Raw genomic sequence first — 22,397 nt, forward strand, 5'->3', positions numbered from 1 at the left:
TCGGCGGCGGGAGTGCCCGCGGCGGCGCTCATCGGCGGGCCGCCGGGCGCATCTCGGGTACCACGACGTCACCGTCGACGACGACCGGTTCGCCATCGAGGAAGAGGCTGCATCCGCGCATGGGGATGTCGAAGTGGCAAGGGGTGTCGTTCGGCCCGCCGAGTTCGTTGTTGGGGCCGATGGAGAACATCACGTTGCCGTAGAAGGACCGCAGTTCCATGCCCATGCCGCCGGGGAACTGGGTCAGCCCGTGCCACTGCGCGCGCTCGTCGAGTCCCCAGCCGACGTGCGACATGCCGTAGCCGCGCGGGTCGTCGAAGGACTCTATGTAGGAGGAGAGCAGTTGCGCGTCGAGGCCGCCGCGGATGGCGGTGATGAAGCCCTTCTCGACGGTGATCGTCACGGGCGTCTGCACATAGGTGTTGAAGGGCAGCAGGACGTCGCCCGGGGAGAGCACGATCGTCCCGTCGACGCCGTCGTCGGTGCCGCCCGTGAAGACGAACGCGGCGGGCCAGTGGTCCCAGCGGCCGGGCTGGTCGGTGTAACCGTATTCGCTGAGGGTCGGGTAGCGGCCGAGTTGGTAGGTGACGTCGGTGCCGGCCGGGCTGGTGATGTGCAGGGAGCCGGCGCGGGCCAGCAACTCGGCGCCCACCTCGACCCGTTCACGCAGTTCCGGGGTGGGCATCAGCCGGGCGAGGAGCGGAGCGGGTTCGACGACGGTGAGGATGCGGGTGCCCGCGCCCTGGATGGCGAACTGCTCCTTGCTGAAGAGCAGGAAGGTCAGGTCCACCAGCATGTCGGCCTGCTGGAGGGCTTCGACCGCGCGGGGGTTGCCGGCCAGCCCGGAGTCGCCCACCGCCCAGGCGCCGGAGGCTGTGGAGGGCTCGGGCAGCCTCATGTGATAAGCGCTTGCGCCGAGTTGCTGGGCGGCGAAGAGGAAGGCGTCGGCGTAGTCGGCGCGTTCGGGGCCCCGGGAGAGCACGGCCACCGTCTCGCCCTCGTGCACGGCGCTGAGGGTCAGCTGCCGTAGGCAGATCTGGTTGAGCAGATTGTGATTCACAGGTCTCCCCAGCGGATGGGTTGTCGGGGGTCGGCCGGCGGGTGCGGGTGCTGGCAGTGCGGTGTCAGGGGGTGATGTACGCGTTGGTGTAGTAGTCGCCGGGCGCGAGGGACTTGGTGATCTGGCCGGCGTCCTTGAACGCGGTGGCCAGGCCCGTCCACTGCTTGTCGGTGGCGGTGAAGAAGCCGGACTGCGCCACGATGTAGGGCACGGTGGCCTTCCACTGGCCCAGGTCGGCCGCATAGTTGGCGGCCTTGATCTTGAAGTGGGCCTCGTACAGCTTCACCGCGGCCTCGGGGTGGTCCATCGCCCACTGCGTCGCCTTGCGGGTCGCAGTCAGCCACCTCTTGGCGACGGCCGGGTTCTTCTGGAGCCACGACTTGTTGGCGACGTAGTTCCACACCGGGGCGTCCGGGGCACCGCTGTCCTTCGCCAGCAGCTGGGACGGCGCCTTCTTGGTCGCCTGCTGATACTGCGGGACGGCGTAGTTGGAGGTGTTGGTGGCGTAGTCGATCTTTCCCGCGAGCAGCAGGGGGATGTCACCGTCGACGGCGACGATCTGCTTGACGTCCTTCACGCTCAGCCCGGCGCTGCGCAGCATGACCGGCAGCATGGCCTTGGTCCACGCGTCGTTGAAGACGCCGATGCGCTTGCCCTTGAGGTCGGCCACCGTGAAGGACTTGCCGGCCGGGCCGAACAGGCCCCAGTTGTTGCTCTGCGAGTAGTTGGCGATCGAGATGACCGGCAGCCCCTGCTCGGCGGCGAAGACGATGTCGCTGGACGTCGACTCGCCGATGTCGCCGCTGCCGGTGGCGACCATCTTCACGGTCGTGGAGTTGTCCGGCGGACGGACGATCGTCTGGTCGATACCCGCCGACTTGTAGTAGCCCTTGTCCATGCCGACGACGTAGGGCAGCCAGGTGATGTCGGGGGCTATCCAGTCGGGGACCATCCGGACGCGGTCGGCGCTGCCACTCGCGGCAGCCGCACTGCCGCCTCCGCCACCGCACGCGGCGACGGCCGCCAGCGGAAGCACGGCGCACAGGGCGATCCAGGGGGGTCTTGCGTGACGTCTGCTGTTGACGGTGCTTCTGTTCGTCATGGCGATCAGATCCTTTCGGTGGCGAGGGTGAGGGTTTCGCTCGACTCGTGGTCACGTCCCGGCCTGCGGCGTGCCGTGGACCGCGCGCGCCACGGGGTGAGCAGGTATTCCAGCGCGGTGATCAGCACAAAGCCGCTCAGGCCGATCAGAGTGAGCAGCAGGACGTCGGCGTAGACACCCGCGGTGTCCAGACGGGAGTTCTTCAGTAGGAGATCCTGACCGAGGCCCGGACTCTCGGAGGCCGTCCATTCGCCGATCACGGCGCCGGTGACGGTGTAGGTGGCGGCGAGCTTGAGGGCGGAGAAGAGCGGGGTGAGGGTCGCGGGCAGCCGGATGAGCAGGAAGAGCTTCATGCGGCTGCCGCCCATGGAGCGTGCCAGCGCCACCATGTCCTTGTCGATGGACGTCAGGCCGTCGAGGACGTTGACGACGACCGGGAAGAAGACGATCAGCGCGACGATCACGAGCTTGGGGGCCAGGCCGAAGCCCAGGATGATGACCAGCGGCGCGGCCAGAGCGACGATCGGTATGGCCTGGGAGGCGATGAGGATCGGGTAGAAGACCTGCTGGATGATCTTGACGTGTGCCATCAGGACGGCGAACACGAAGCCCACCGCCACGCCGACGACGAATCCGGCGACGCACTCCCAGATCGTCTGAAACACCAGGCCGTGGAGGTCCGACCAGTTGCCGGTCAGCGCGGAGAAGGTCTTGCCGGGGGTGGGGACGACGTAGGAGGGGACGTTGAAGACCTGCGTGGCCAGCGCCCATACGGACCAGACGATCAGCACCGCCGCCAGCAGGTACACCACCCGCATCGCTCCGGGAAACCACCGAGAACGGGTCATATCCGGGTTCCCTCCTGGGACGTTGCGGCACGGGACGCGTACAGATCCGCGAGCACGTTGCGCTTGAGTTCGGTGAACTCCGGCGAAGTGACGGTGTCGAGCACACGCGGGCGCGGCAGCTTGACGTCGTGTACGGCGCCGATGCGGCCCGGCCGGGTGGACATCACGACGACCCGGTCGGCCAGGAACACCGCCTCGTCCACGTCGTGCGTGATGAACAGGACGGTGCGAGCCGAGTCCGCCCACACCTGGAGGAGCCACTGCTGCATGTCGAAGCGGGTCTGCGAGTCGAGCGCGCCGAACGGCTCGTCGAGCAGCAGGATGTCCCGGTCGAAGGCCAGCGTGCGCATCAGCGCGACCCGCTGGCGCATGCCCCCGGACAGGGCGTGCGGGAAGTGGTCGACGAATTCGCCCAGGCCGTACCGCGCGGCGAGCTTGCGGGCCTGGGCCCGGTCCTCGCGGGTGGCTCGCCCGGTGAGCGCCGCGCCCAGCACGATGTTGCCGGTGACGGTGCGCCATGGCACGAGAAGGTCCTTCTGGAACATGTAGCCGACGTGGCCGGTCGCTCCGGTGACGTCGGTGCCGTCCACGAGCACCCGGCCCGACGTGGGCCGCTGCATCCCGGCGACGATGTTCATCAGCGTGCTCTTGCCGCAACCGGAGGGACCGACGATGGCGATGAACTCCCCGGCCCGGACGTCCAGCGAGGCGGAGGAGAGCGCGAGGGTGGGGCCGAACCGGCACTCCACGTTCTCGATGACGAGTTTCGACTGGTCAGGCATGGTGGCTATCCCTCCGGCGAGGCGAGGGCGGGATACAGATACATGGCGGCAGATCCTTTCGAGCGGGGCGAGGCTCACCAGGAGATAATCCGGACACGTATTATTGGGGTCCGGTATATCAGTCGTCGGGCAGCTTGACCAGAGTCCGCCGAGAAAAAAGAGGCCGAAGCGAAGGATGGAATTCCGCGCTGGGAGCCCGGTCCGAGGTGGTGGCAGGTGGTTGCGTCGCATGCTTAGAGTTGGCGTCATGGCTGACATCGCAGAACCACGATCCGAGCCGCCGGTCAGTCCGACGGCCCTGCTGGAAGCGCCCGGTTTCCTCGTCCGGCGCCTCTACCAGGCGTACATCTCGGCCTGGACGCGCGGTGTGGACTCTTCGTTGACCGGACCCCAGTTCGCGGTCCTCACGGCGATCGACGCGCAGCCCGGATGCGACCAGCGGTCGATGGCGGCGGCGGTCTCGTTGGACACCTCCACGATGACTGACATCGTCCGACGGATGGAGAAGAACGGCCTGATCACCCGTCAGACCTCCGGCAACGACGCACGCCGCAAGCTGCTGTATCTGACCGACGGCGGCCGCAATGTCCTGGAGAAGGCCAATCGCCTCGCCAGGGAGCTGGACGAGAAACTGCTGCGGCTCTACGGCCCGGCCGAACGCGCCGAGCTGATAAGGGTGTTGGGCTCGCTCGCCGACCACTGGGAGTCCGTGTCGGGAGAGTTGTGAGCCCTCGGGCCCAACTCCCCGCGTAGCCCTTGACGTTCAACGGAACCGACGCAACACCTGACGCGTCAGACCGCCGGACACGGCGGCGGGACCGGTACGCACCGACAGCCCGACGGCAGCCCCCTCCAGGAGACGTCACCCTGCTCGGGCGACTCGCCTCCTGGACTCGACAGTCGCTCAGAGCAGGCCGCGAACCCGGGCCGTCCGCATGTGACCGGCGTGCTCACGGACGGCGGCGACGCCGTGTTCGGCGACCTGGTCGTCGATGCGTCCGGCCGCCGCTCTCCCGTGGTCCGCCTGCTCGCCGAGATCGGCGCGCCCAGACCGTTGGAGGACCGGCAGGACACCGGGTTTCGCCTGTACGCCCGATCCTTCCGCGCGATGCCGGGCAGTGCCCCGTTCGAGGCGGGATGGGCCGTGCACCACGGGGACAGCGTCAGCATCGCGGTGGTGTCGGACGGGACGGGCAGTTGGACCGTCGCCTTCGCGATCGATGACGAGGACTCCGGCCTCCATCCGCTGTCCGGTCCGTCCGCCTGGTTGCGGGCGGCCACCCTGTACAAGCCGCTGCTGCCCGCGCTGGAGGGCACCGCCACCCCCCGCGTGGGAGTCACCACCCGCACGGAGAGCCATCACCGCAGGTTCGTCGTCGACGGACTTCCGGTCACCACCGGTTCCGTCAGCCTCGGCGAGGCGTGGGCGGCGTGCCATCCGCTGCTGGGCCTCGGGCCCTCCGTGGGGTTGCTGCACGCCGTTCTGTTGCGGGACGCCGTCCCCGGAGGACATCGCCGCCCGGTTCGACCACGCGACCGAGAGCGTCCTGGCACCGCTGCACCGGCAGGTCGCCGACTGGGAGGAACGGCGCGGGCGTCGGCACGGCGGACACGCCGACCCACCTCCGACGTACGGCCTGGTGCCAGGCGTCCTCGGCCTGTGGGCGACAGCTACGGGAGGGACCTGGAACGGCCCGTCCCGCGGTGTGCTCCTCGGGGCTCTGGCGGGTTGGCGCGAGGCCGGCTGAGCGTGGCGCACGACCAAGCCCGTCGGCGCGCCCCTCTCCCCTCCGACGCACACCCCTTCATGAACGGCTTCACCGAACGCAGCAGACGGGGTGTCCCCAGGCATGAAAACGACCGCCGACGCAGAAACAGCGCGGCCCGACGCGGTCGCCGACCCGGGAGGGGAAGGCTGCGAGGAGTTCGTACGCGACGTCTACCACCACCACGGCACCACCCTGCTGCGCTATTCCGCCCACCTGCTGAACGGCGACTGGCACAAGGCCGAGGATCTGCTGCAGGAGGCCACGGTCCGGGCCTGGGCGCGCTACGGGACCGCGGTCACCGAACCCGGATCCGTCCGCCCCACCGGCACGGGGTTGACGCTCATGCTGCCGCCGCTGTCCTGGAGCATGGTCAGGCTGGAACCCGGTAACGGCGAGAACCGGTGACAGCTCCCGGCCCGTTCCAGTGCCTCGGGCGCTGAAACGGGCCGGGCCGTCGCCTCGACCTGGTGACCGCCCGGCCGGCCAGGTCAGGAGGTCAGGACCTGGTCCACTTCTGGTTGTCGCCGCCGTCGCAGGCCGACAGTTGCAGCAGTGTGCCTTTGGCCGTGCCGCTGTCGGTGGTCTCGAGGCATTTGCCGGCGTTGACGTTGAGGATGGTGCCGTCGGAGCGCACCCGCCACTGCTGGCCCGCGTTGCCGTTGCAGTCCTTGATCTGCACCGCGGTGCCGTCGGCGGTGCCGCCGCCGGCGGCCTCCAGACACCTGTTGTAGTAGACCGTCAGCTCGTTGCCGACCGTGGAGGTCCAGGCCTGGTTGCGGCCGCCGTTGCAGTCCCACAGGGCCGGGCGGGTGCCGTTGGTCTGGTTGCCGCCGGGCAGGTCGATGCAGCGGCCCGACTGCGGTCCCTTGTAGACGTTGGTGGTGTTGAAGCGGAACCACTTCTGGTTGGCGCCGCCGTTGCAGGTCCAGATCTCCAGAGGTTTGCCGACGGTGCCGCCACCGCCGGTGACGTCGAGGCACTTGCCGGACCCGGTGTTCACCACCGTGCCGTCGCCCTTGACCGTCCACTGCTGGGCGGCGGTGCTGTTGCAGTCGTAGATCTGGACCGCGGTGCCGTCGGCGGTGCCGCCGCCCTTCACGTCCAGGCACTTGGTGCCGTAGACCGTCAGCCGGCCGGACGCGTCGGCGGACCAGGTCTGGTTGGCGTCGCCATGGCACTCCCACAGCGCGAGCTGGGTGCCGTTGGTCTGGCTCCCGCCAGGCACGTCGGCGCACAGCCCGGTCTCCCTGTCCTTCAGGACGCCGGTGAGGCCGCGGCCGCTGCACGAGGTCAGTCCGGTCGTGTAGGGGCAGAGCACGGTGACGAAGCCGCCGTTGGCCGCCTCCGGGACGGACAGGGTGTCACTGTTGGTGACCACCTTGGTCTCGTGCAGCAGGCCGTCGGCACCGTCACGGACGGTCTCGGCCAGCCACTGGCCCGAGCCGAGGAACGACAGCGAGGACTGGAAGGTCTTCGCGGACAGCGCCGAGATGCCGCCGACGTACCAGCGTCCGCCGGACCGGCGGGCCAGGTACGCCTCCTTTCCCGGGCTTCCGCCGAGCAGCCGGGTCTCGTCCCAGGCGGTCGGCAGCTGGTCGAGGATCCGCAGTGCCTCGGGACGGGCCTCGTAGCTCTCCGGGCTGTCGGCGAAGTGCTGCCAGCCGGACTCGAACACGACCGAGGTGGCCAGTTCGTGGGCGTCGGTGGTGTTCCGGCTGGTCATGCTGAACACCACGGGGGTGAAGTCCATGCTGGAGACGACGTTGCGCGTGTACGGCAGGATGGTGTTGAAGGCGGCCCGGTTGTTGAACTGTTCGGAGCCGTAGACGGCCTCCCCCGACATCACCTGCGGCCAGGTCCGCTGCATGCCGCGCGGCATGGCGGAGCCGTGGAAGTTGACCATGAGCTTCAGATCGGCCGTATGGGCGAGGACGGCGTCGTACCACTGCAACGTCGGCTGGGTGTACTCGTACGAGAAGTCGATTTTCACTCCGGCCGCCCCCCAGTTCTTGACCTGGGGCAGCCAGGTGGCGCGCTGCGCGGCGGTCCGCAGGCTGGAGGAGTTGAACCACAGGATGATCTGAACGCCTCGGGCCTTGGCATAGGAGACGATGTCCGGCACCCAGCCGGACGACCAGCCCTCGTCGATCAGGACGTACCTCCAGCCGTGCCGCTGGGCGAAGTCGATGTACTGCTTCTGCCGGTCCTCGCTCGACGGGCTGGAGTGCTCGCTCAGCCAGGACCAGGCGACGGCGCCCGGCTTGATCCAGGAGGTGTCGGCCACCTTCGACGGCGCGGCCAGGTCGTCCACGATCGTGGACCGGGTCACGGTCGCGAGGTCGCCGACGGCCACGGTGCGCCAGGGTGTCGCCAGCGGCAGCGTGCTGGTGATCCCACTGGCCAGGGTGGTGGTGTAGGTGCCGGAGCCCGAGGTGTGGGACAGGTACGAGGCGGCGTAGCGGCCGTCGAGGTCGGTTTCGGCCACCAGCGCATACGTGCTGCCGACCTGGAACAGCGCCGGCAGGTGGTAGGTGCTGGTCGGTGCGGCGCCTGCGGTGGTGGCGAACCACTGGCCCTGGTCCTCGCTGTGGGGCGGCACCAGCCAGGCGTTGGACGACGTCGGGACCGTCCATGACGACGCCTCGCGGACCACGGTCCCCGATCCGCTGCCGGGCAGGCTGTACCGGTAGGCCACGCCGGTGTCCGACGCGCGCACCACGACATCGAGCCTGGCGCCGCCCGTGCCGGAGAACGACAGCGTCGTCTCCCGGTACGTGGTCTGCCGGGCGCTCTGTTTGCCGGTGGTCATGGTGTAGGACTCGGTGACGGTGCGGTCGGTGCGCTGGAGGAAGGTCAGGTCCTTGGTCAGGTCGGCCGTGCTCGCCTGTATGCCGATGGGGGACGGTGACAGGACGGTCTGGTCGTGGCTGGACACGGCGAAGGTGAGCGTGCCGTTGTCCAGGCTCACCTGGGCGGCCGTCGGGGAGTCGGCGCTCGGTCCGGTGACGGTCCACGCGGTCGCCGCGGACGCGCTGTGCGGCGGGACGAACAGGACGGCCAGAGGCAGGATCAGTGCCAGCAGGCAGAGTTGCAGCACGCGTCTGTGCGGGGTCGCGGGCATGGGAGTCCTTTGGGTGGGGGGACTGGTGAGAGCGCTCTCAGCGGTGCTCGGATGCCCACCGGACGATCAGGAGAAGTCGTACGTGCGGCCCGGGCGGGCAGCCGGTGGACGGCGCAGGGTCTTTGTCGCCCGGCGACTTCGGCGTCACGTAGGTGCCATTGGATTCGACGCCGCCCGGGACCTGCCGATCTCCGGCTTCAGCAGGGGCAGGTCCGCGCCGTGGCCCGGCTTGGACAGGTAGTCCAGGATCCGCGACCGCTGGTCGGCCGGGCACTCAAACGGCGGCATTGACTTCCCACCACCGCCGCTGATCGCGCCGATCCCGTCGAACGTCCGGCCGCTCTGGCCGCCGTCGACCGTGATGGCCGTGGCGGTCACCGCGTGCGCCGGAACCGCGCCGGCCGTCAACGGGGGCGCGAGCAGCCCTAATACCCACGAGGGCAGGATGAGTCCCGAGGCTCTGTGCACAGCGAGGTCCTTCGCCGGTGGGGAAGAACACTTCGAAGAGCGCCTCCCGCAGCAGGCGCCATCCGAACTGTCCGGAGCGGTTGGGCGTCAGTGTGGGGTCTTGTTCGAATGAGCGTCAAGGTCTATACCAAGGTGACAACTTCGAACGGCACCTCAAGCTCGCGGCCAATACCTCGATCCAGCCAAAGCGGGCGCGACTGGAGGGGAGAAGCGCGGGACTCCCGAACGGTGCGGCGTGACGAATGATCCGGGAACGCGCCGGCGCCTGCTCGGAGCGTGCACCCACTGCCGGCGACTGCCCCTGACGCAGCGCGCGATGTCCGAGCGGATCGGAGCGCAGACCGTCGAAGTGTCGGGCAGCAGCCACTCCGTCCACGTCTCGCAGCCCGCCGCCGTCGCGCCATCATCCTTGCGTGTTGCCAAACGATGCCGCCGGGGTACTACTCAAGTCGCACACCCGCTCCCGGTACGGCACAAGCCGACCAGTCTGAGCCGCACACGGTTTCGCGCAGCCCTGGTCTGTCCCGGGTCGCGTCGGTCGGCTGCCCCGACGCCACGCGGCCCGGAACAGGACCTCGGGAGAACTCAGCGGTGTTCGCCGCGGGCGGTACCGGCCGCGGGGATCACCGGTGGTGCGGAGACGTCAGGTAGTGCTGACGCAGCAGTTCCCTGCCGTAGTCGTTGCCGTTCGGCGTGCGGATGACGGAGTGGATGTGCTTCTGGGACGGCCCGTCGGCCCGGGTCCTGCCGTACGCGCCGCCCAGCGGGCCGGCCGCCTGGCAGTCGACCTCGATCCAGACGACCGGACTGTGAACCCGCATGTAGAAGGGGTCGTCGTCGCCGGTACCGCCGATCCAGGCGGCGTAGGTGTCGTCCAGGTGGGCGCGGATCTCGGACATGCGGACCTTCGCCGCGTCGGCCTTCGCGCGGTTCACGAACGCCTCGGCGACCGCGAGGAGCTTGCGCTTCTGAGCGGCGGTCAGGGCGGTGGCGCGAATGCCGGCGTACGCCTCGACCGCGTTGTCGGCGAAGGCGCCCGCCTTCATGTCCTCGTCCGCCTTGGTGGCCGAGATGATCGCAGTCTTCTGCTGGGCCGCGGTGAGCGACTGGATGAACGCCAGGCTGGCCTCCACCTCCTCCTGGCAGACCGAGACGGTCTCGCCGTCGATCTCCATCGAGGTCGGCTCGGACCCCCAGAAGCAGGGGCTCATCACCACCTGGTCGCCGAGCACGAAGTAATTGACCACCAGGTGGTGGCCGTCGAATTGGAAGCCCCAGGGCTCGGTGACCGACGGCGTGCCCATCACGGTCCAGTAGAAGAGCTCGTCGTTGAAGTTGTCGCTCTTGCCCACCAGTTCGCCGGCGGCGTTGTTGAGGCGGCGGATCTTCTCGGTGGTCTCCAGGCCGTCAGCGCTCAGCGCCGCCTTCATCAGTGCGGTACCCAGGGCGTTCTGGGCATCCGTCAGGTCGGCCAGGGAGACACCCTGCCGCTTGAACTCGCCCGGATCCAGGTTGCTCCACAGCCGCCACTCGGTCGACCGGACGGTGAACTGCGTCGCCTTCTTCTGGGTGTCGGTGAGCCCCGCCAGGAACGCCTTCGCGGCCGCGACGACCGGCGCGGTGTCGACGCCCTGCGAGTGGACCGTGAAGAGGTCGTCGATCTGCTTGCCCTCGGTGGTCAGGCCGAAGAAGTCCTCGGTGATGGTCTGCGCGCCGAGCGTGCCCCCGCCGGTCCCGCGGGTGGGGCTCGCGCTGGGGGACGCACTCGCTGTGTCACTGGGGGAAGCCGATGCGGTGGCGGTGGTGCCGTCATCGGCGAACGCCACGGCGCCGGCGCCTGCCATGGCGGTGAACGCGGTGGCACCGCCGGCGAGGAAGACCCTGCGCATGAAGCCGCGACGGTCCGATTCCGCCGAACCCACCTCCTCCAGCTGGGCTTCGCGTTCCGTGCTTCCGCCCGTGTTGGCGTCGGTCATTACGCTGCACCTCGGTTCTCTCGATGTCGTACGGCTGTCTCAGCGGCCGTGCCGCCCGACCCTGCCGCAGCGGGATGAGAGTCCGATGAATCGTCAGCCCTGGAGGAAGGCGGTGGAACGAAGTCGGCCAGAAACGGGATCGGACCACCGTTGAAAGCGCGCCGGTTTCCCTCCCCTCACGGCTTAGGGAAGCTTTGTACACCCCGCCCGGATTGACCTGACATGAAGAGACATCCCAGGCGTTCGCTTTGGATCCCTCTGAACTTCCTGTGGTTCCTATGGCATTTCTCAGAGTTCTCATCCACCCCGTACCGACATCCCGGCGGGCGCGCGGAGATGCATCTGTCCACCGGCCAACTGGTAACAAGCCTCCTGGGCTTCAACCTGGGCATCGAACTGGTCCAACTCCTGCTGGTCTGCCTGGCGTTGCCCTCGCTGCTGGTCCTGGCCCGCCTCCCCGCCCAGCCCAGGCTGCGCCTGACCGGTGTCCTGCTCACCGCCACGGCGGCCGTGGGCTGGCTGGCCGACCGCCTGGGCCTGCCCAACCCCGTCGCCCGGGCGGCCGACAGCGCGGGCTCCCATACGACGGTGATGCTGGCCGCGCTGGTGCTGGCCGCCCTGACCGCCACGGCCTGGACGCTGGTCAGCCGCCGGCAGTCGAAGCCGGAGCCCGAGCCGGAGCCGGAGGACGGCACCCCGCTCCGGCAAGGATCGCGGCCGGACGCCGATGCGGTAGAGCGCCCCGAAGGGGCGCAGGGCTGTATTTGATATGCGGCTCCGCCGCGTGGGCGCGACCAGCCCCCACCGGCCCGCGGTGAACGACCAGCAAATCCAGCGGAGCGTTCAGCGCCGGGAGCCGAGTGGCGATGGGGGTGGAGCCGACGAAGGAGACGGCTTCGATGCCGGGGTGGGTGAGGATGGCGTTCCGCGGGCCGTCCGTCGAGACCCCGTGCGCGCGCCTTGGCCGTGGTCGGCGCACGCCGCGACGCGGGTCGGGTTGGGGCCGCTCACTGAGCGGTGACCGCCCTGCCGCCGACCTCGGAGGAGGCGACGATCGCGTCGATGACGCGCAGGTTGTGCAGTCCGCCGGCGAGCGTGGGGCACAGGGGCAGGCGGTCCAGGCCCGCGATCTGCTCCAGGAAGGCGCGGGCCTGCCAGACGAAGGACTCGTGCTGGCCGTGGCCCACGCTGGGGAAGTCCATGGGCAGCCCACCGGCGATGTAGGGGCGGCCGGGGCCGACCACCACCCGCCGGTAGCCGCCCACGGGGTCGGAGGCCGCCGAGTCGGCGATGGTGAACTCTGCGGGCCGTGTCAGTTCGAAGGTCGCCGCGCCGTCCTTCGTGAACACCTCGAAACCAAGGGTGTTGGCCAGCCCGCGGGCGATGCGCGAAACGGAGAAGGTGTCGACGGCGCCGGAGGCGAACGTCGCGGTGAAGGTGGCGAGGTCCTCGTTCTCCACCGGCTGCCGCTCCTGGCTCACCTGCACGTTCGCCGAGTGCCCCACGGTGGTGCCAAGGGGCGTCGGCCGCTCGGGTACCTGTGTGGACAGCACCGCGCCCTGGACGCTGCGCACCGGCCCGCAGAAGACCCGGTGCCCACTCCCGGGGATCAACCTCATAGGACAACACCATGCGGCACGAGTAGTCCTTCGGGATCCCGACATGGGCGAGAACCTTGCCCTCGTCACCCCAGTCCGCTTGTGCCTGGGCTCCCGGGATGACCTCGAAACGGCGGTGGAGATCCGCAAGTTCACCAGGAGCGAAGCCCAGTGCCTCCGCGATATTGGGCCGGGCTTCCTGGAGATAAAGCTCCAACCGCTGGTAGTTGCCGGTGAAACCGTACTCCTGGACCAGCCGCTCGTGGATGACCGCACCCTTGATCGTGATCTCGGCTCGCAGCATCGCGTCGATCAGCGGAGCGACCTCGTCAACCACCCGGTTGCGTGGCCGACCGTTGGCCGCCCGACGCGGTGGGCGACTGGGGCCTGGGCCGACAGGCGCTTCCGGGACGCCCCGTAACCCGCCCTTCCGCGGCTGTGCGTCGACTCCGGCCGACGCGCAACCGGAGCACCACCCCGGCGCAGGCGTTCTCAGCAGTGAGCCGGTGCGGCTCATCACTGTGGGCTCGGTCTGGTCCCGGCCGATCGGCGACGATTGCCGTGCCAGTCCAGTATCAGGACCGTGGCGTCGTCCTTGAGGTTGCCATGGCAGGCATCAAGCACTGCGGCGGTCAGGCTTCGGACGGCTTCTCTTGGGTGCAGCGCGCGGGTGTCGTGGACGACCGATGCCAGGTCGACGGCTGCGGCGCCGCGCTCCTGCATTCCGTCGGTGAGCAGGATCAGGCGGTCTCCGGGCCGCAGTTGCAGTTCCTGTAGGCGGTAGGAGGTGGGTGCCGCCACGCCGAACGGGAGGTTGACGGCGAGTTTGACCTCTTCGACGGTGCCGTCGCGCAGCCGCAGTGGCCAGGGATGGCCGGCATTGACCAGTTCACAGAGGCCTGTTTTGAGGTCGATGCACAGCAACTGTCCGGTGGCCAGGCCGCGGCTGTGGCTCAGCAGGGCCTGGTGGGCGTGGTGGGCTTGCTTGAGGGCGTCACAGCCGCTGCGGCGTGCCCGCCGCAGTGCGCCCACCAGCAAGGTCGCCAACAGAGCGGAGTTCGTGTCGTGGCCCATGGCGTCGGTGATGGACAGGTGGAGGGTGTCGCGGTCGAGGGTGTAGTCGTAGGTGTCGCCCCCGATGTCATCGGCCGGGATCAGCCCGGCGGCGAGGGTGAACTGGGGCGCCTCGCAGCAGGGGGCTGAGGGAAGCAGTTGGTGCTGGATCTCCGCGGCCAGGCTGGTCTCGGTGGTGCGCCGGCCCAGGTGGTACAAGTCGGTGAAGCGGCGGTCCGTGACGATGATGTAGGCCAGTGCGTGTGCCGCGTCACGGACCTGTCCAAGCACGGTGTCGTCGGCGGACTGCAGGGTCACCTCCAGAACGCCGATGCAGTCGCCCCGGTTGGTGACCGGCGTGATGACGTGCCGTCCGCCCTGGCCGTCCGGTTCCACATGCTGGCGCTGGCTCTGCAGAACGCTGTCGTAGATGCTGCCCTGGAGGTTGATCGGCTCGGCATGGTCCGCGACATCACCGTCGGCCGCGGCGAGCCGTACCAGCCGCTGACCGATGAGGTCGGCGAACAGGAAGGACACACGCTCCGCACCGAATCGCTTTTGCAGGTCGTGCGCTATCACGTTGACGGACTCACCGGGTGGCGCCGCCTCAGCAGCGGCCAGCAACTGGCCCAGTTCCAGATCTTCACGCTCCACGGCAACCTCCCATCGGCTGCCACAACTTTTTCCCCGAGCTTCCGCCAAATCACCTAATGAGCCTCTCTTGCCAGGTCAGGGCAGCGGACTGGGTCGGTGCGAGGAGGTCCCGGGTCCGTCAGGTGGGGTCCGCAGGCGGTCGGGCGGCCAGTGCGTCGGCGGCCGGGGGATACAGGGCAAGCAGCGTCAACGCACGACGAGCGGCCTCGCTCTCCGATGCGGTGTTCCGCCGGCAGGATGTAGGTGCGCAGACCGCAGGCGGCTGCGCACCGTCTCGGACCGGGTTGTCGCCGACCATGAGGGTGGCGCGGGGGTCGGCGCAGGCTTTGAGGAACAGCTGCGGGTCGGGCTTTTCTCGGCCCTGCTCGTAGGAGATCACGCAGGTGTCGATCAAGGCGGCCGGCCTGTGGCGGGCGAGGTGGATGCGCAGGTCCCAGGCGAAGTCGCTGACGATGGCGATGTGCAGTCCGCGCTCGCACAGGGCACGCAGGACCGGTTCGGTGTCGGGATAGGGAACCCAGGCGTCCGGAGCGGTGAGTTCCCGGTAGGCCACCTCCTCCGCGCAGCGCAGAAAGTCCACCTGCTCCCACCATACCCACATGGCGCGGCGATGCTGCTCGGAAGAGAGATCACGGACGCAGTCCGGAGCCGGTGGGGGGGGTTGGCGCGGTCGACGACGCCGGAGGGCGCCATCGCACGGCGACGGCCGCCGCTCCCCCACCGGATCTCCGCGACCACCTCCACCAGTCGGCGAAGCGTGGCGGCGATGGCCCGCTCGTGCGCGAGCTCGACGATCCCCCGCGCCCGGTCGCCCCCCAGCGACCGGACGGCCGAGGACGGTGGCCTGCCGCGCCGCGGCCTGGTGCTCGCCCGTCCAATCAGGCGGCGAGTGTCTCCGCCAGGGCGGCCAGGCCGTCCCGGTAGATGCCGTGGAAGAGGGCGATCGCCTCGCCGTCGGTGACGCCGTCCGGGGTGAACGTGCCCGACCACTCCACCCGGGATCCGCCGTCGCCCCGGTCGACGACCTGGAGCTTGGAGAGGTAGTCCATGACGGGGAAGGAGGCCTGCACGATCGAGTAGTCGTAGGTGCGGGCCGACTCGTCGAAGGCTTCGAGGCGTTCGACGATGACGCCGCCCTCGGCGTTCGTCAGCGTACGCAGCAGGTCGCCCCGGCTCAGCCGGCACTCCGTGATGTACGGCAGCCAGTCGGGCAGGGAACCGGAGCCGCCGATGAGCTGCCAGACCTGATCGGCGGACTGCGGCATGTTGAGGGTGACGGTGGCCGAGGTCATGACGCGCCCTTCACGGGAACCGGCGCGTCGTGCGTGATGATCTTCTGCTCGCGAAGGGCCTTCCAGAAGGCGTACGGGACGTCCTGGGCGAGAGCGGCGAGGTCCTCGGCGATGCGGCCGGGCCGGGTCGCGCCGGGGATGACCGCGGCGACGGCCGGGTGGGCCAGTACGAACTGGAGGGCAGCGGACTTGATGCCGATGCCGTGCTCCTGCGCCAGTGCCTTGATCCGGCCGACCTTCTCGACGATGTCGGCGGGCGCCTCGGCGTACTCGAAGTGGCTGCCGCCCGCGAGAATTCCGGAGCTGTAGGGGCCACCGCCGACGATGTCGACGCCCTGCTCGGCGGCCGCGGGCAGCAGGCGCTGGAGCGCCCGCTCGTGGTCGAGCAGCGTGTAGCGGCCGGCGAGCAGGAACGCGTCGGGGCGCGGCTCGTCCAGGTCCAGCGTCATCTCCAGCGGCTCGACCTTGTTGACGCCGAGGCCCCAGGCCTTGATGACGCCCTCCTCGCGCAGCCGCGTCAGGGCGCGGAACGCACCCGTGCGGGCGCTCTCGTACACGCCGACCCACTCATCGCCGTAGAAGTCCTGGGCGACGTCGTGGACCCAGACGATGTCGAGGCGGTCCGTCCTGAGGCGCTTGAGACTGTCCTCGACGGAGCGCAGCGTCGCGTCGGCGCTGTAGTCGTTGACCATCTTGTTGGGGCGACCGTGCTCGAACAGGGCGCCTTTCTCACCGAGTTCACGGTTCGCGGGGTCCTCGATCTCGTCGAGGATGACCCGGCCGACCTTGGTGGACAGGACGTACTCGTCGCGCGACTGCTGCGAGAGGACGTCGCCCAGGCGGATCTCGGCGAGGCCCGCGCCGTAGAGGGGCGCGGTGTCGAAGTAGCGGATGCCCTGGTCCCAGGCGGCTTGCACGGTGGCGGCGGCCTCTTCGTCGGGGATGGCGCGGAACATGTTGCCGAGGGGTGCGGTGCCGAAGCCGATGCGGCCCGGCAGCATGGAGCGGACGCTCATGGTGGTGCCTCAAACCGTTCTGCGTGGGGGGGTACGAAGTGGGGTGCGGGCCGGGCGCCGTCGGAGGGCGCCGGCCCTGGTCGTCAGTTGAGGGCGTCGGGGTCCGGACCCGTGCGCATGCCGCGGTCCAGCGCGGTGAGCGCGTCGATCTCCTGCGGGCCGAGCTCGAAGTCGAAGACGTCGAGGTTCTCGCGGATGCGGGTCTCGGTGACCGACTTGGGGATGACCACGTTGCCGGTCTGCAGGTGCCAGCGAAGGACGACCTGGGCCGGGCTCTTGCCGTGCTCGGCGGCGATCGTGGTGACCGCCTCGTCCTTGAGGACGGCGCCCTGGGCGAGCGGGCTCCACGCCTCGGTGGCGATGCCGTGGCGGGCGTGGAAGTCGCGCAGTTCGCGCTGCTGGAGGCCCGGGTGGAGCTCGATCTGGTTCACGGCCGGGACGACCGTGGCGGCCCCGAGCAGGCGCTCCAGGTGCGCGGGCTGGAAGTTGGAGACACCGATGGCACGGGTGCGCCCGTCGGCGTACAGCTTCTCCAAGGCGCGCCACGTGTCGAGGTACAGGTCCCGGGCCGGGGTCGGCCAGTGGATGAGGTACAGGTCGACGTGGTCGAGGCCGAGCTTGTCCAGGGACGCGTCGAAGGCGGCGAGCGTGGCGTCGTGGCCCTGGTCCGTGTTCCACAGCTTGGTGGTGATGAACAGCTCGTCGCGGGCGATGCCGGAGTCGGCGAGCGCCTGGCCCACACCGCGCTCGTTGCCGTAGACCGCGGCGGTGTCGATGCTGCGGTAGCCAGCTTCGAGTGCGGTGGCGACGGCGGTGGCGGTCTCCTCGTCGGGGACCTGGAAGACGCCGAAGCCGAGCTGCGGCATGGTGACGCCGTTGTTGAGGGTGACGGTGGGGATGGAGGTCACGATGTTCTCCCTTGTCTTTGTCGATCTTGCTTGTCGCCGGAGGCGAGGGGCTGATGGTCGGTGGGTGCGTCGCGGTGCGCGGTCAGTGGCGCTCTGCGACCGGCCGCTCGACCGCGTCCCGGGACTGGGTCGGTGTGGTTGCCGACGAGTGGCGCTCGGGGTCGCGGCGCTCCAGGATGCTGGAGACCACGGCGAGGACCAGGGCCGAGGCGGCGAGGACCGCGCCCACCCAGTTGGGCGAGGTGTAACCGAAGCCGGCGGCGATGACGATGCCTCCGAGCCACGCCGAGAGCGCGTTGCCGAGGTTGAAGGCGCCGATGTTGACGGCGGACGCGAGGGTCGGGGCCCCATGCGCGAAGTCCAGTACGCGCTTTTGCAGGGGCGGCACCGTGGCGAATCCCAGGGCTCCGATGAGGAACACGGCTACGGCTGCCGCGATCTTGTTGTGCGCACCCATGGTGAACAGGGCCAGGACCACGGCCAGGCCGCCCAGCGCTGTGAAGAGCATCGGCATGAGCTTGCGGTCGGCGAACTTTCCGCCGATCAGGTTGCCGGCGACCATACCGAGGCCGAACAGGACCAGGAGCCAGGTCACGGACGACTCCGCGTAACCGGCGACGTCGGTCATCATCGGTGCGATGTAGGTGATGGCAGCGAAGACGCCGCCGAAGCCGAGCACCGTCATCGCCATGGCGAGCAGCACCTGGACGTTCTTGAAGGCGGCCAACTCGTGGCGCAGACGTACGCCTTCGGGCCTGGGCATGTCGGGCACGAGCCTGGCTATGCCGACCAGGCCGACGACGCCGAGCGCTGCGACGATGAAGAAGGTGACGCGCCAGCCGGCGCTCTGCCCGACGAACGTGCCGAGCGGCACGCCGGCGACATTGGCGACGGTCAGGCCGGTGAACATCATGGAGATGGCGCCAGCCTTCTTCTCGGGGGCGACCAGTTCGGCGGCGACGACGGAGCCGATGCCGAAGAACGCGCCGTGCGCCAGCGAGGCGATCACGCGGCCGATCAGCATGACCGCGAAGACCGGGGCGACGGCCGAGACGACGTTGCCCACGATGAACAGGCCCATGAGCAGCATCAGCATGTTCTTGCGGGAGATCTTGGTGCCGAGGATCGTCATGAGCGGGGCGCCGAACATGACGCCGAGGGCGTATCCCGTGACGAGGAATCCGGCGGTGGGCACCGAGACGTCGAGGGCGGCGGCGACGTCGGGCAGCAGGCCCATGATGACGAATTCGGTGGTGCCGATGCCGAAGGCCCCGATGGCGAGGGCCAGGAGCGCGAGAGGCATGGAAGTAACCCTCCGATGGAGACGTTGCGGTAGCGCCAAACAAGCGACAACAATAATTGCATGCGCGGGTTATTTGCAAACGCCGTATAGTGGCGTGTGCCTCATCAGCTCCATGGACTCCTCGGGTCCCCGGGAAGGACGGATGACATTCCCACGAAGGACTGACAGATGACCGCCACCGACCCCGCGCTCACCGCCCTCGCTCAGGGTTGGTGCGCGCTGTCCCTGCTCCACGGCAGGATCGAGTCGCACATCGAGCGTGCTCTGCAGGCCGGGCACGGCCTGAGTGTGCGCGAGTACTCGCTGCTTGACGTCCTCAGCCGTCAGCACGACGGGGAGGGCGGCCACCTGCAGATGAAGCAGGTCGCCGACGCCGTCATCCTCAGTCAGAGCGCCACCACCCGCCTCGTCACGCGCCTGGAGGACCGCGGCCTGCTCTCGCGCTACCTGTGCCCGACCGACCGGCGCGGCATCTACACCAACGTCTCCGACGCGGGCCTCGCCCTGCTGGAGGAGGCCCGCCCGACCAACAACAAGGCGTTGCGCGAGGCCCTCGACGCCGCCGCGTCGAGGCCCGATCTGGCCCCGCTCGTGCGGGTCATCAACCAGATATCGCAGCCGACCGGGTTCTGAGCTTGGCGTTCAACGTCACGGGTCATTCGAACTGCTGAGATCCCCCGGAACGGGCGGCACATGACTCGGCCGTTCTTCACACTTCGAGATGTCGAGCAGCGAAGCACGGGAGAACGGCCGCTGCCTATGAGTCTCCCCGTCGACACATCCGCAGGCGAGGCATCGAGCGTGTTGTCCCGCTTTCGGGTCGACTTCTTCGAGTTCCTGTACAGCCGTGCCGATGCGCTCTTCGAGCTCACCGACGCGAATCCTGTGCGCGGACGGGCCGGTGAAGACCCTGGTCGAGCTCTGCCTGGCGGTCGAGCACCGCCGGGGGCACGCGGCCCTGTATGCCGCGTTGGGCCGGGGCTGGCTGGAGCCGACGCGGTTGCGCCGCACGCTGGCCGGCCTGCCGCTGCCGAGGGCGGCCGACCTCATCGCCGACAAACCGGACCCGGCTGCCGTAGGGACGATCTCGAAGGCGACCGCCGAGGACGGACATGAGCCGGCCATGCTGTGGACGTTCGCCAATGGAGACCGGGAGGCGACGTTCGTCGCCCCATGGATCGCCCGGGACATCGCCGGCTCGAACCGCACACCGGCGGATTTCGCACTCATCGCACGGCAGAAGATCAGCCGCGGGCTGACCCCGAGTTCCCGGGCGACCTCGGTCCTCGGTGACCGTCCGGCCTGTGGAGTCGTGGTCCCTTACCAACCTGCGGGACGAACCACGCAGCCGCAGCCTTCCGTTCGCCGTTCCGTCATCCGTCGGTCACCTGTACCACCGTCGTCGCCCCCGACCGCACGGTCGGTGTCGCGTACGTGTACGTCACGCCGCCGACCGTCTTGGTGCGCACGCGCTGCGGGACACCATTGACCTTGATCTTCTTGTGGACGCCGGGGAAGCGGGCCTCCCAGCGGTAGGCGCCCTTGCGCGCGTTGTTGGTCAGCGTGGTCCTCGTCATGCCGTCGTGCCGGACCGTGATCGTGCCCGTGCCGACGGGCACGTCCGCCGCCTGGAGCCACTTCATGCCGGACGGCAGCCGCGACTGCGTGGTCACCTTGAGGTCCGCCGCGTCCGGCGCGATGCCCATCAGACCTTCGACGGTCTGGCTGACCAGGGTGAACGACACCTCGGGGTAGTCACCGTCGGGGCCCTGGCTGGAGTTGACGTGCTGGAGCTCCCGCTCGCCGTAGATCTTCTTCATCCACGTCCAGGCTGTGTCGTTGCGGTTGTTCCTGAAGAACATGTCGGGCAGGTACGTCGTCGACTCGATGTTGGGCGACCCCTGAGGCCCCAGCTCCTGAGCCTCGATGTAGTCGAGATAGGCGTCGTTGCGCGGGCCGGGATCGATGATCTGCTTCATCGGCATGAAGACGCTGTTCTCCTTGCCCCAGCCGGCGACCGGGGTGCCGGACGTGCTGTACGCGCGGACCATGTCGACGCCGCTTCCGGTGCCGCTCCAGTCGTCGTTGAAGTACGCCTTCAGGTCGGCGGCCCGCCGGTCGTACGTCCTGGCGAGCGCGGTGTCGCCCTTGCCGCGCGCGAGCACCGCCATCGCCAGGTACGCCTGGTACTCGGAGGCGATGCCGTCGCCGGCCTCGGCGAGGTCGTCGCCGTCCTGCTCGTTGTAGCTGGCGGCCCCGGCGAAGATGCCGTTGCCCGTGCCCTCGGCGACCTTGACCTTGCCGTTGGGCTTGGCGGTGTTGTGCAGGTCGATGAACTGCTCGGTGGCATGCCGGTAGAAGTCCCACAGCGTCGGGTCGCCGACATAGCTGCGGTCGCCGGTCCAGAGGTAGGCCTGGGCGGCCTTCTCGACGAGTTCGAAGACGGCCGGTACCTCGCGCACGAAGTTGTCGGGGCTCTTGTAGTCGATGCTCAGGTAGGTCTTGGCGTCGAAGTTGAGCGACCACACCGGGAAGTACTTGTGCTCGGCGGTGGCCGACGACGCGTACGAGCGGAGCATCGTCTTGTTCTCGGCGTCGAGGCCGAGGATGTGGGCGCCGGCGAGCTGGTGGGTCATGTCGCGGGAGTAGTAGGCACTGCGGTTGGCGTATCCGGCCCAGTAGGTGGGCGTGTACGAGGCGGTGCCGGTGCCGCCGGTCTGGTACTCGTCGACGTTGATCGGGCCTGTCGTGCCGGGCAGTTGTACCCAGCTGTTGGCCTTCTTCTTGGCCCAGGCGAACATCTCGACGACCTCCGGGTCCGACGAGGTGACCTCGGGGTCGGCGGGCGCTGCCGGCGAAATCATCAGGTCGTCGACGTTGACCCAGGCGCTGCCGGAACCGAAGGCGATCTCGAGCCGGTCACCGGCCTTCAACTCGACGCGGCTGATGGTGTATCTGGCGTATGTGGCGCGCTGCGGCAGGATGATGGTGTCGACGGTCTCGCCGTTGCGCCGGATCGTGTACGTGCCGCCGGTTCCGGCGCTTCCTATCCACGCGGAGAAGTCGTAACTGCCGTTGCGGGGCGCGACGACGGCCTGCTCGGCGCTCTTGCCGGCTCCGGCGTCGAGGTAGAGGAAGCGGGTGCCGCCGTGGGAGTTGCCGGTGCCGACCCCGGTGCCAGGGCCGAAGGTCCAGCCCGCGCCGCCGTTCTCGAAGCCTGGGTCGTCGATGGCGAGTTGGGGGCGGGCGGCGGAGCCGGTGCCGGACGCGAGCGCCGCGCTGTCTCCCGGCGCCGCCGTGGCCGACAGCGCGGGGGCCGTCGACATGAGGAGGGAAACAGCGGTGAGCAGCACGAGCCTTGAGGGCTTCATCGGGTCTCCCGGTCTTCGGTGACGGCGGGTGGGGCGGCCGAGTGGCGGCAAGTTAGCAGGGGCCGATGAGGCGGTT

At 69.1% G+C, this 22,397-nt stretch carries 21 protein-coding genes and 1 pseudogene; 6 read left to right on the forward strand and 16 right to left on the reverse strand.

Features of this window, described 5'->3' with window-relative positions:
- Nucleotides 1-28: 28 nt before the first annotated feature.
- The 4 genes from ACWGJM_RS43775 to ACWGJM_RS43790 form a co-directional block, all read right to left on the reverse strand.
- Nucleotides 29-1,060, reverse strand: a complete 1,032-nt coding sequence (locus tag ACWGJM_RS43775) for a leucyl aminopeptidase (protein WP_453417351.1) — start codon at nucleotides 1,058-1,060, stop codon at nucleotides 29-31.
- A gap of 64 nt (nucleotides 1,061-1,124) precedes the next feature.
- Nucleotides 1,125-2,162: an ABC transporter substrate-binding protein gene (locus ACWGJM_RS43780; protein WP_453417352.1), complete on the reverse strand. Its 1,038-nt coding sequence runs from the start codon at nucleotides 2,160-2,162 to the stop codon at nucleotides 1,125-1,127.
- A gap of 5 nt (nucleotides 2,163-2,167) precedes the next feature.
- A complete protein-coding gene (locus tag ACWGJM_RS43785) occupies nucleotides 2,168-3,010 on the reverse strand; it encodes an ABC transporter permease (protein WP_453417353.1) in 843 nt (280 codons plus the stop codon).
- Nucleotides 3,007-3,792 (reverse strand): ABC transporter ATP-binding protein, encoded by a 786-nt coding sequence (locus tag ACWGJM_RS43790; protein WP_453417354.1) that lies wholly within the window; start codon nucleotides 3,790-3,792, stop codon nucleotides 3,007-3,009. Before ACWGJM_RS43790 ends, ACWGJM_RS43785 begins: the two co-directional genes overlap by 4 nt.
- Before the next feature lie 247 nt (nucleotides 3,793-4,039).
- Here ACWGJM_RS43790 and ACWGJM_RS43795 point away from each other — a divergent pair, with 247 nt between their 5' ends.
- Nucleotides 4,040-4,519 (forward strand): MarR family winged helix-turn-helix transcriptional regulator, encoded by a 480-nt coding sequence (locus tag ACWGJM_RS43795; protein WP_453417355.1) that lies wholly within the window; start codon nucleotides 4,040-4,042, stop codon nucleotides 4,517-4,519.
- Between the two features lie 177 nt (nucleotides 4,520-4,696).
- Here ACWGJM_RS43795 and ACWGJM_RS43800 read toward each other — a convergent pair whose 3' ends face one another.
- Nucleotides 4,697-4,945: a hypothetical protein gene (locus tag ACWGJM_RS43800; RefSeq protein ID WP_453417356.1), complete on the reverse strand. Its 249-nt coding sequence runs from the start codon at nucleotides 4,943-4,945 to the stop codon at nucleotides 4,697-4,699.
- Nucleotides 4,946-5,642: 697 nt separating this feature from the next.
- On the opposite strand from ACWGJM_RS43800, the gene ACWGJM_RS43805 reads away from it, so the two are divergent.
- Nucleotides 5,643-5,966 carry a sigma factor gene (locus ACWGJM_RS43805; protein WP_453417357.1) on the forward strand — a complete coding sequence of 108 codons (324 nt, stop codon included), beginning with the start codon at nucleotides 5,643-5,645 and terminating at the stop codon, nucleotides 5,964-5,966.
- A gap of 91 nt (nucleotides 5,967-6,057) precedes the next feature.
- Here the strand turns inward: ACWGJM_RS43805 and ACWGJM_RS43810 are convergent, their stop codons facing one another.
- From ACWGJM_RS43810 to ACWGJM_RS43820, 3 genes are all read right to left on the reverse strand, one after another.
- Nucleotides 6,058-8,682, reverse strand: coding sequence for a glycoside hydrolase family 97 catalytic domain-containing protein (locus ACWGJM_RS43810; protein WP_453417358.1), 2,625 nt, complete (start codon nucleotides 8,680-8,682; stop codon nucleotides 6,058-6,060).
- A 144-nt stretch (nucleotides 8,683-8,826) separates the two neighbouring features.
- On the reverse strand, nucleotides 8,827-9,060 hold the full coding sequence (locus ACWGJM_RS43815; protein ID WP_453417359.1) for a hypothetical protein: 234 nt from the start codon (nucleotides 9,058-9,060) through the stop codon (nucleotides 8,827-8,829).
- A 713-nt stretch (nucleotides 9,061-9,773) separates the two neighbouring features.
- A complete protein-coding gene (locus ACWGJM_RS43820; protein WP_453417360.1) occupies nucleotides 9,774-11,126 on the reverse strand; it encodes a DUF3500 domain-containing protein in 1,353 nt (450 codons plus the stop codon).
- 336 nt (nucleotides 11,127-11,462) lie between these two features.
- On the opposite strand from ACWGJM_RS43820, the gene ACWGJM_RS43825 reads away from it, so the two are divergent.
- Complete coding sequence (locus tag ACWGJM_RS43825) at nucleotides 11,463-11,894, forward strand: HupE/UreJ family protein (RefSeq protein ID WP_453417361.1); 432 nt, start codon at nucleotides 11,463-11,465, stop codon at nucleotides 11,892-11,894.
- A gap of 239 nt (nucleotides 11,895-12,133) precedes the next feature.
- Here the strand turns inward: ACWGJM_RS43825 and ACWGJM_RS43830 are convergent, their stop codons facing one another.
- Nucleotides 12,134-12,745 carry a hypothetical protein gene (locus ACWGJM_RS43830; RefSeq protein ID WP_453417362.1) on the reverse strand — a complete coding sequence of 204 codons (612 nt, stop codon included), beginning with the start codon at nucleotides 12,743-12,745 and terminating at the stop codon, nucleotides 12,134-12,136.
- Between the two features lie 43 nt (nucleotides 12,746-12,788).
- Between ACWGJM_RS43830 and ACWGJM_RS43835 the strand changes: the two genes are divergently transcribed.
- Entirely contained in the window at nucleotides 12,789-13,145 is a 357-nt protein-coding gene (locus ACWGJM_RS43835) for a hypothetical protein (protein ID WP_453417363.1), read from the forward strand.
- A 95-nt stretch (nucleotides 13,146-13,240) separates the two neighbouring features.
- Here the strand turns inward: ACWGJM_RS43835 and ACWGJM_RS43840 are convergent, their stop codons facing one another.
- The 6 genes from ACWGJM_RS43840 to ACWGJM_RS43865 form a co-directional block, all read right to left on the reverse strand.
- Nucleotides 13,241-14,431: a PP2C family protein-serine/threonine phosphatase gene (locus ACWGJM_RS43840; protein WP_453417364.1), complete on the reverse strand. Its 1,191-nt coding sequence runs from the start codon at nucleotides 14,429-14,431 to the stop codon at nucleotides 13,241-13,243.
- Nucleotides 14,432-14,549: 118 nt separating this feature from the next.
- Entirely contained in the window at nucleotides 14,550-15,011 is a 462-nt protein-coding gene (locus tag ACWGJM_RS43845) for an HAD family hydrolase (RefSeq protein ID WP_453417365.1), read from the reverse strand.
- A 298-nt stretch (nucleotides 15,012-15,309) separates the two neighbouring features.
- Nucleotides 15,310-15,723, reverse strand: coding sequence for an SRPBCC family protein (locus ACWGJM_RS43850; RefSeq protein WP_453417366.1), 414 nt, complete (start codon nucleotides 15,721-15,723; stop codon nucleotides 15,310-15,312).
- The gene (locus tag ACWGJM_RS43855; protein WP_453417367.1) at nucleotides 15,720-16,739 is read right to left on the reverse strand and encodes an aldo/keto reductase; all 1,020 of its coding nucleotides are present in this window, start codon (nucleotides 16,737-16,739) and stop codon (nucleotides 15,720-15,722) included. Before ACWGJM_RS43855 ends, ACWGJM_RS43850 begins: the two co-directional genes overlap by 4 nt.
- An 83-nt stretch (nucleotides 16,740-16,822) precedes the next feature.
- A complete protein-coding gene (locus tag ACWGJM_RS43860) occupies nucleotides 16,823-17,605 on the reverse strand; it encodes an aldo/keto reductase (RefSeq protein ID WP_453417376.1) in 783 nt (260 codons plus the stop codon).
- A gap of 124 nt (nucleotides 17,606-17,729) precedes the next feature.
- A complete protein-coding gene (locus ACWGJM_RS43865; RefSeq protein ID WP_453417368.1) occupies nucleotides 17,730-18,950 on the reverse strand; it encodes an MFS transporter in 1,221 nt (406 codons plus the stop codon).
- Between the two features lie 168 nt (nucleotides 18,951-19,118).
- Here ACWGJM_RS43865 and ACWGJM_RS43870 point away from each other — a divergent pair, with 168 nt between their 5' ends.
- Together ACWGJM_RS43870 and ACWGJM_RS43875 are read left to right on the forward strand one after the other, a co-directional pair.
- A complete protein-coding gene (locus ACWGJM_RS43870; RefSeq protein ID WP_453417369.1) occupies nucleotides 19,119-19,583 on the forward strand; it encodes a MarR family winged helix-turn-helix transcriptional regulator in 465 nt (154 codons plus the stop codon).
- 126 nt (nucleotides 19,584-19,709) lie between these two features.
- Nucleotides 19,710-19,995 (forward strand): annotated as a pseudogene (locus ACWGJM_RS43875) (transposase); the annotation flags it as partial.
- A 328-nt stretch (nucleotides 19,996-20,323) separates the two neighbouring features.
- Here ACWGJM_RS43875 and ACWGJM_RS43880 read toward each other — a convergent pair.
- Nucleotides 20,324-22,321, reverse strand: coding sequence for a hypothetical protein (locus ACWGJM_RS43880; RefSeq protein WP_453417370.1), 1,998 nt, complete (start codon nucleotides 22,319-22,321; stop codon nucleotides 20,324-20,326).
- Between the last annotated feature and the right edge of the window lie 76 nt (nucleotides 22,322-22,397).

The organism is Streptomyces sp. NPDC054834, from assembly GCF_053611185.1.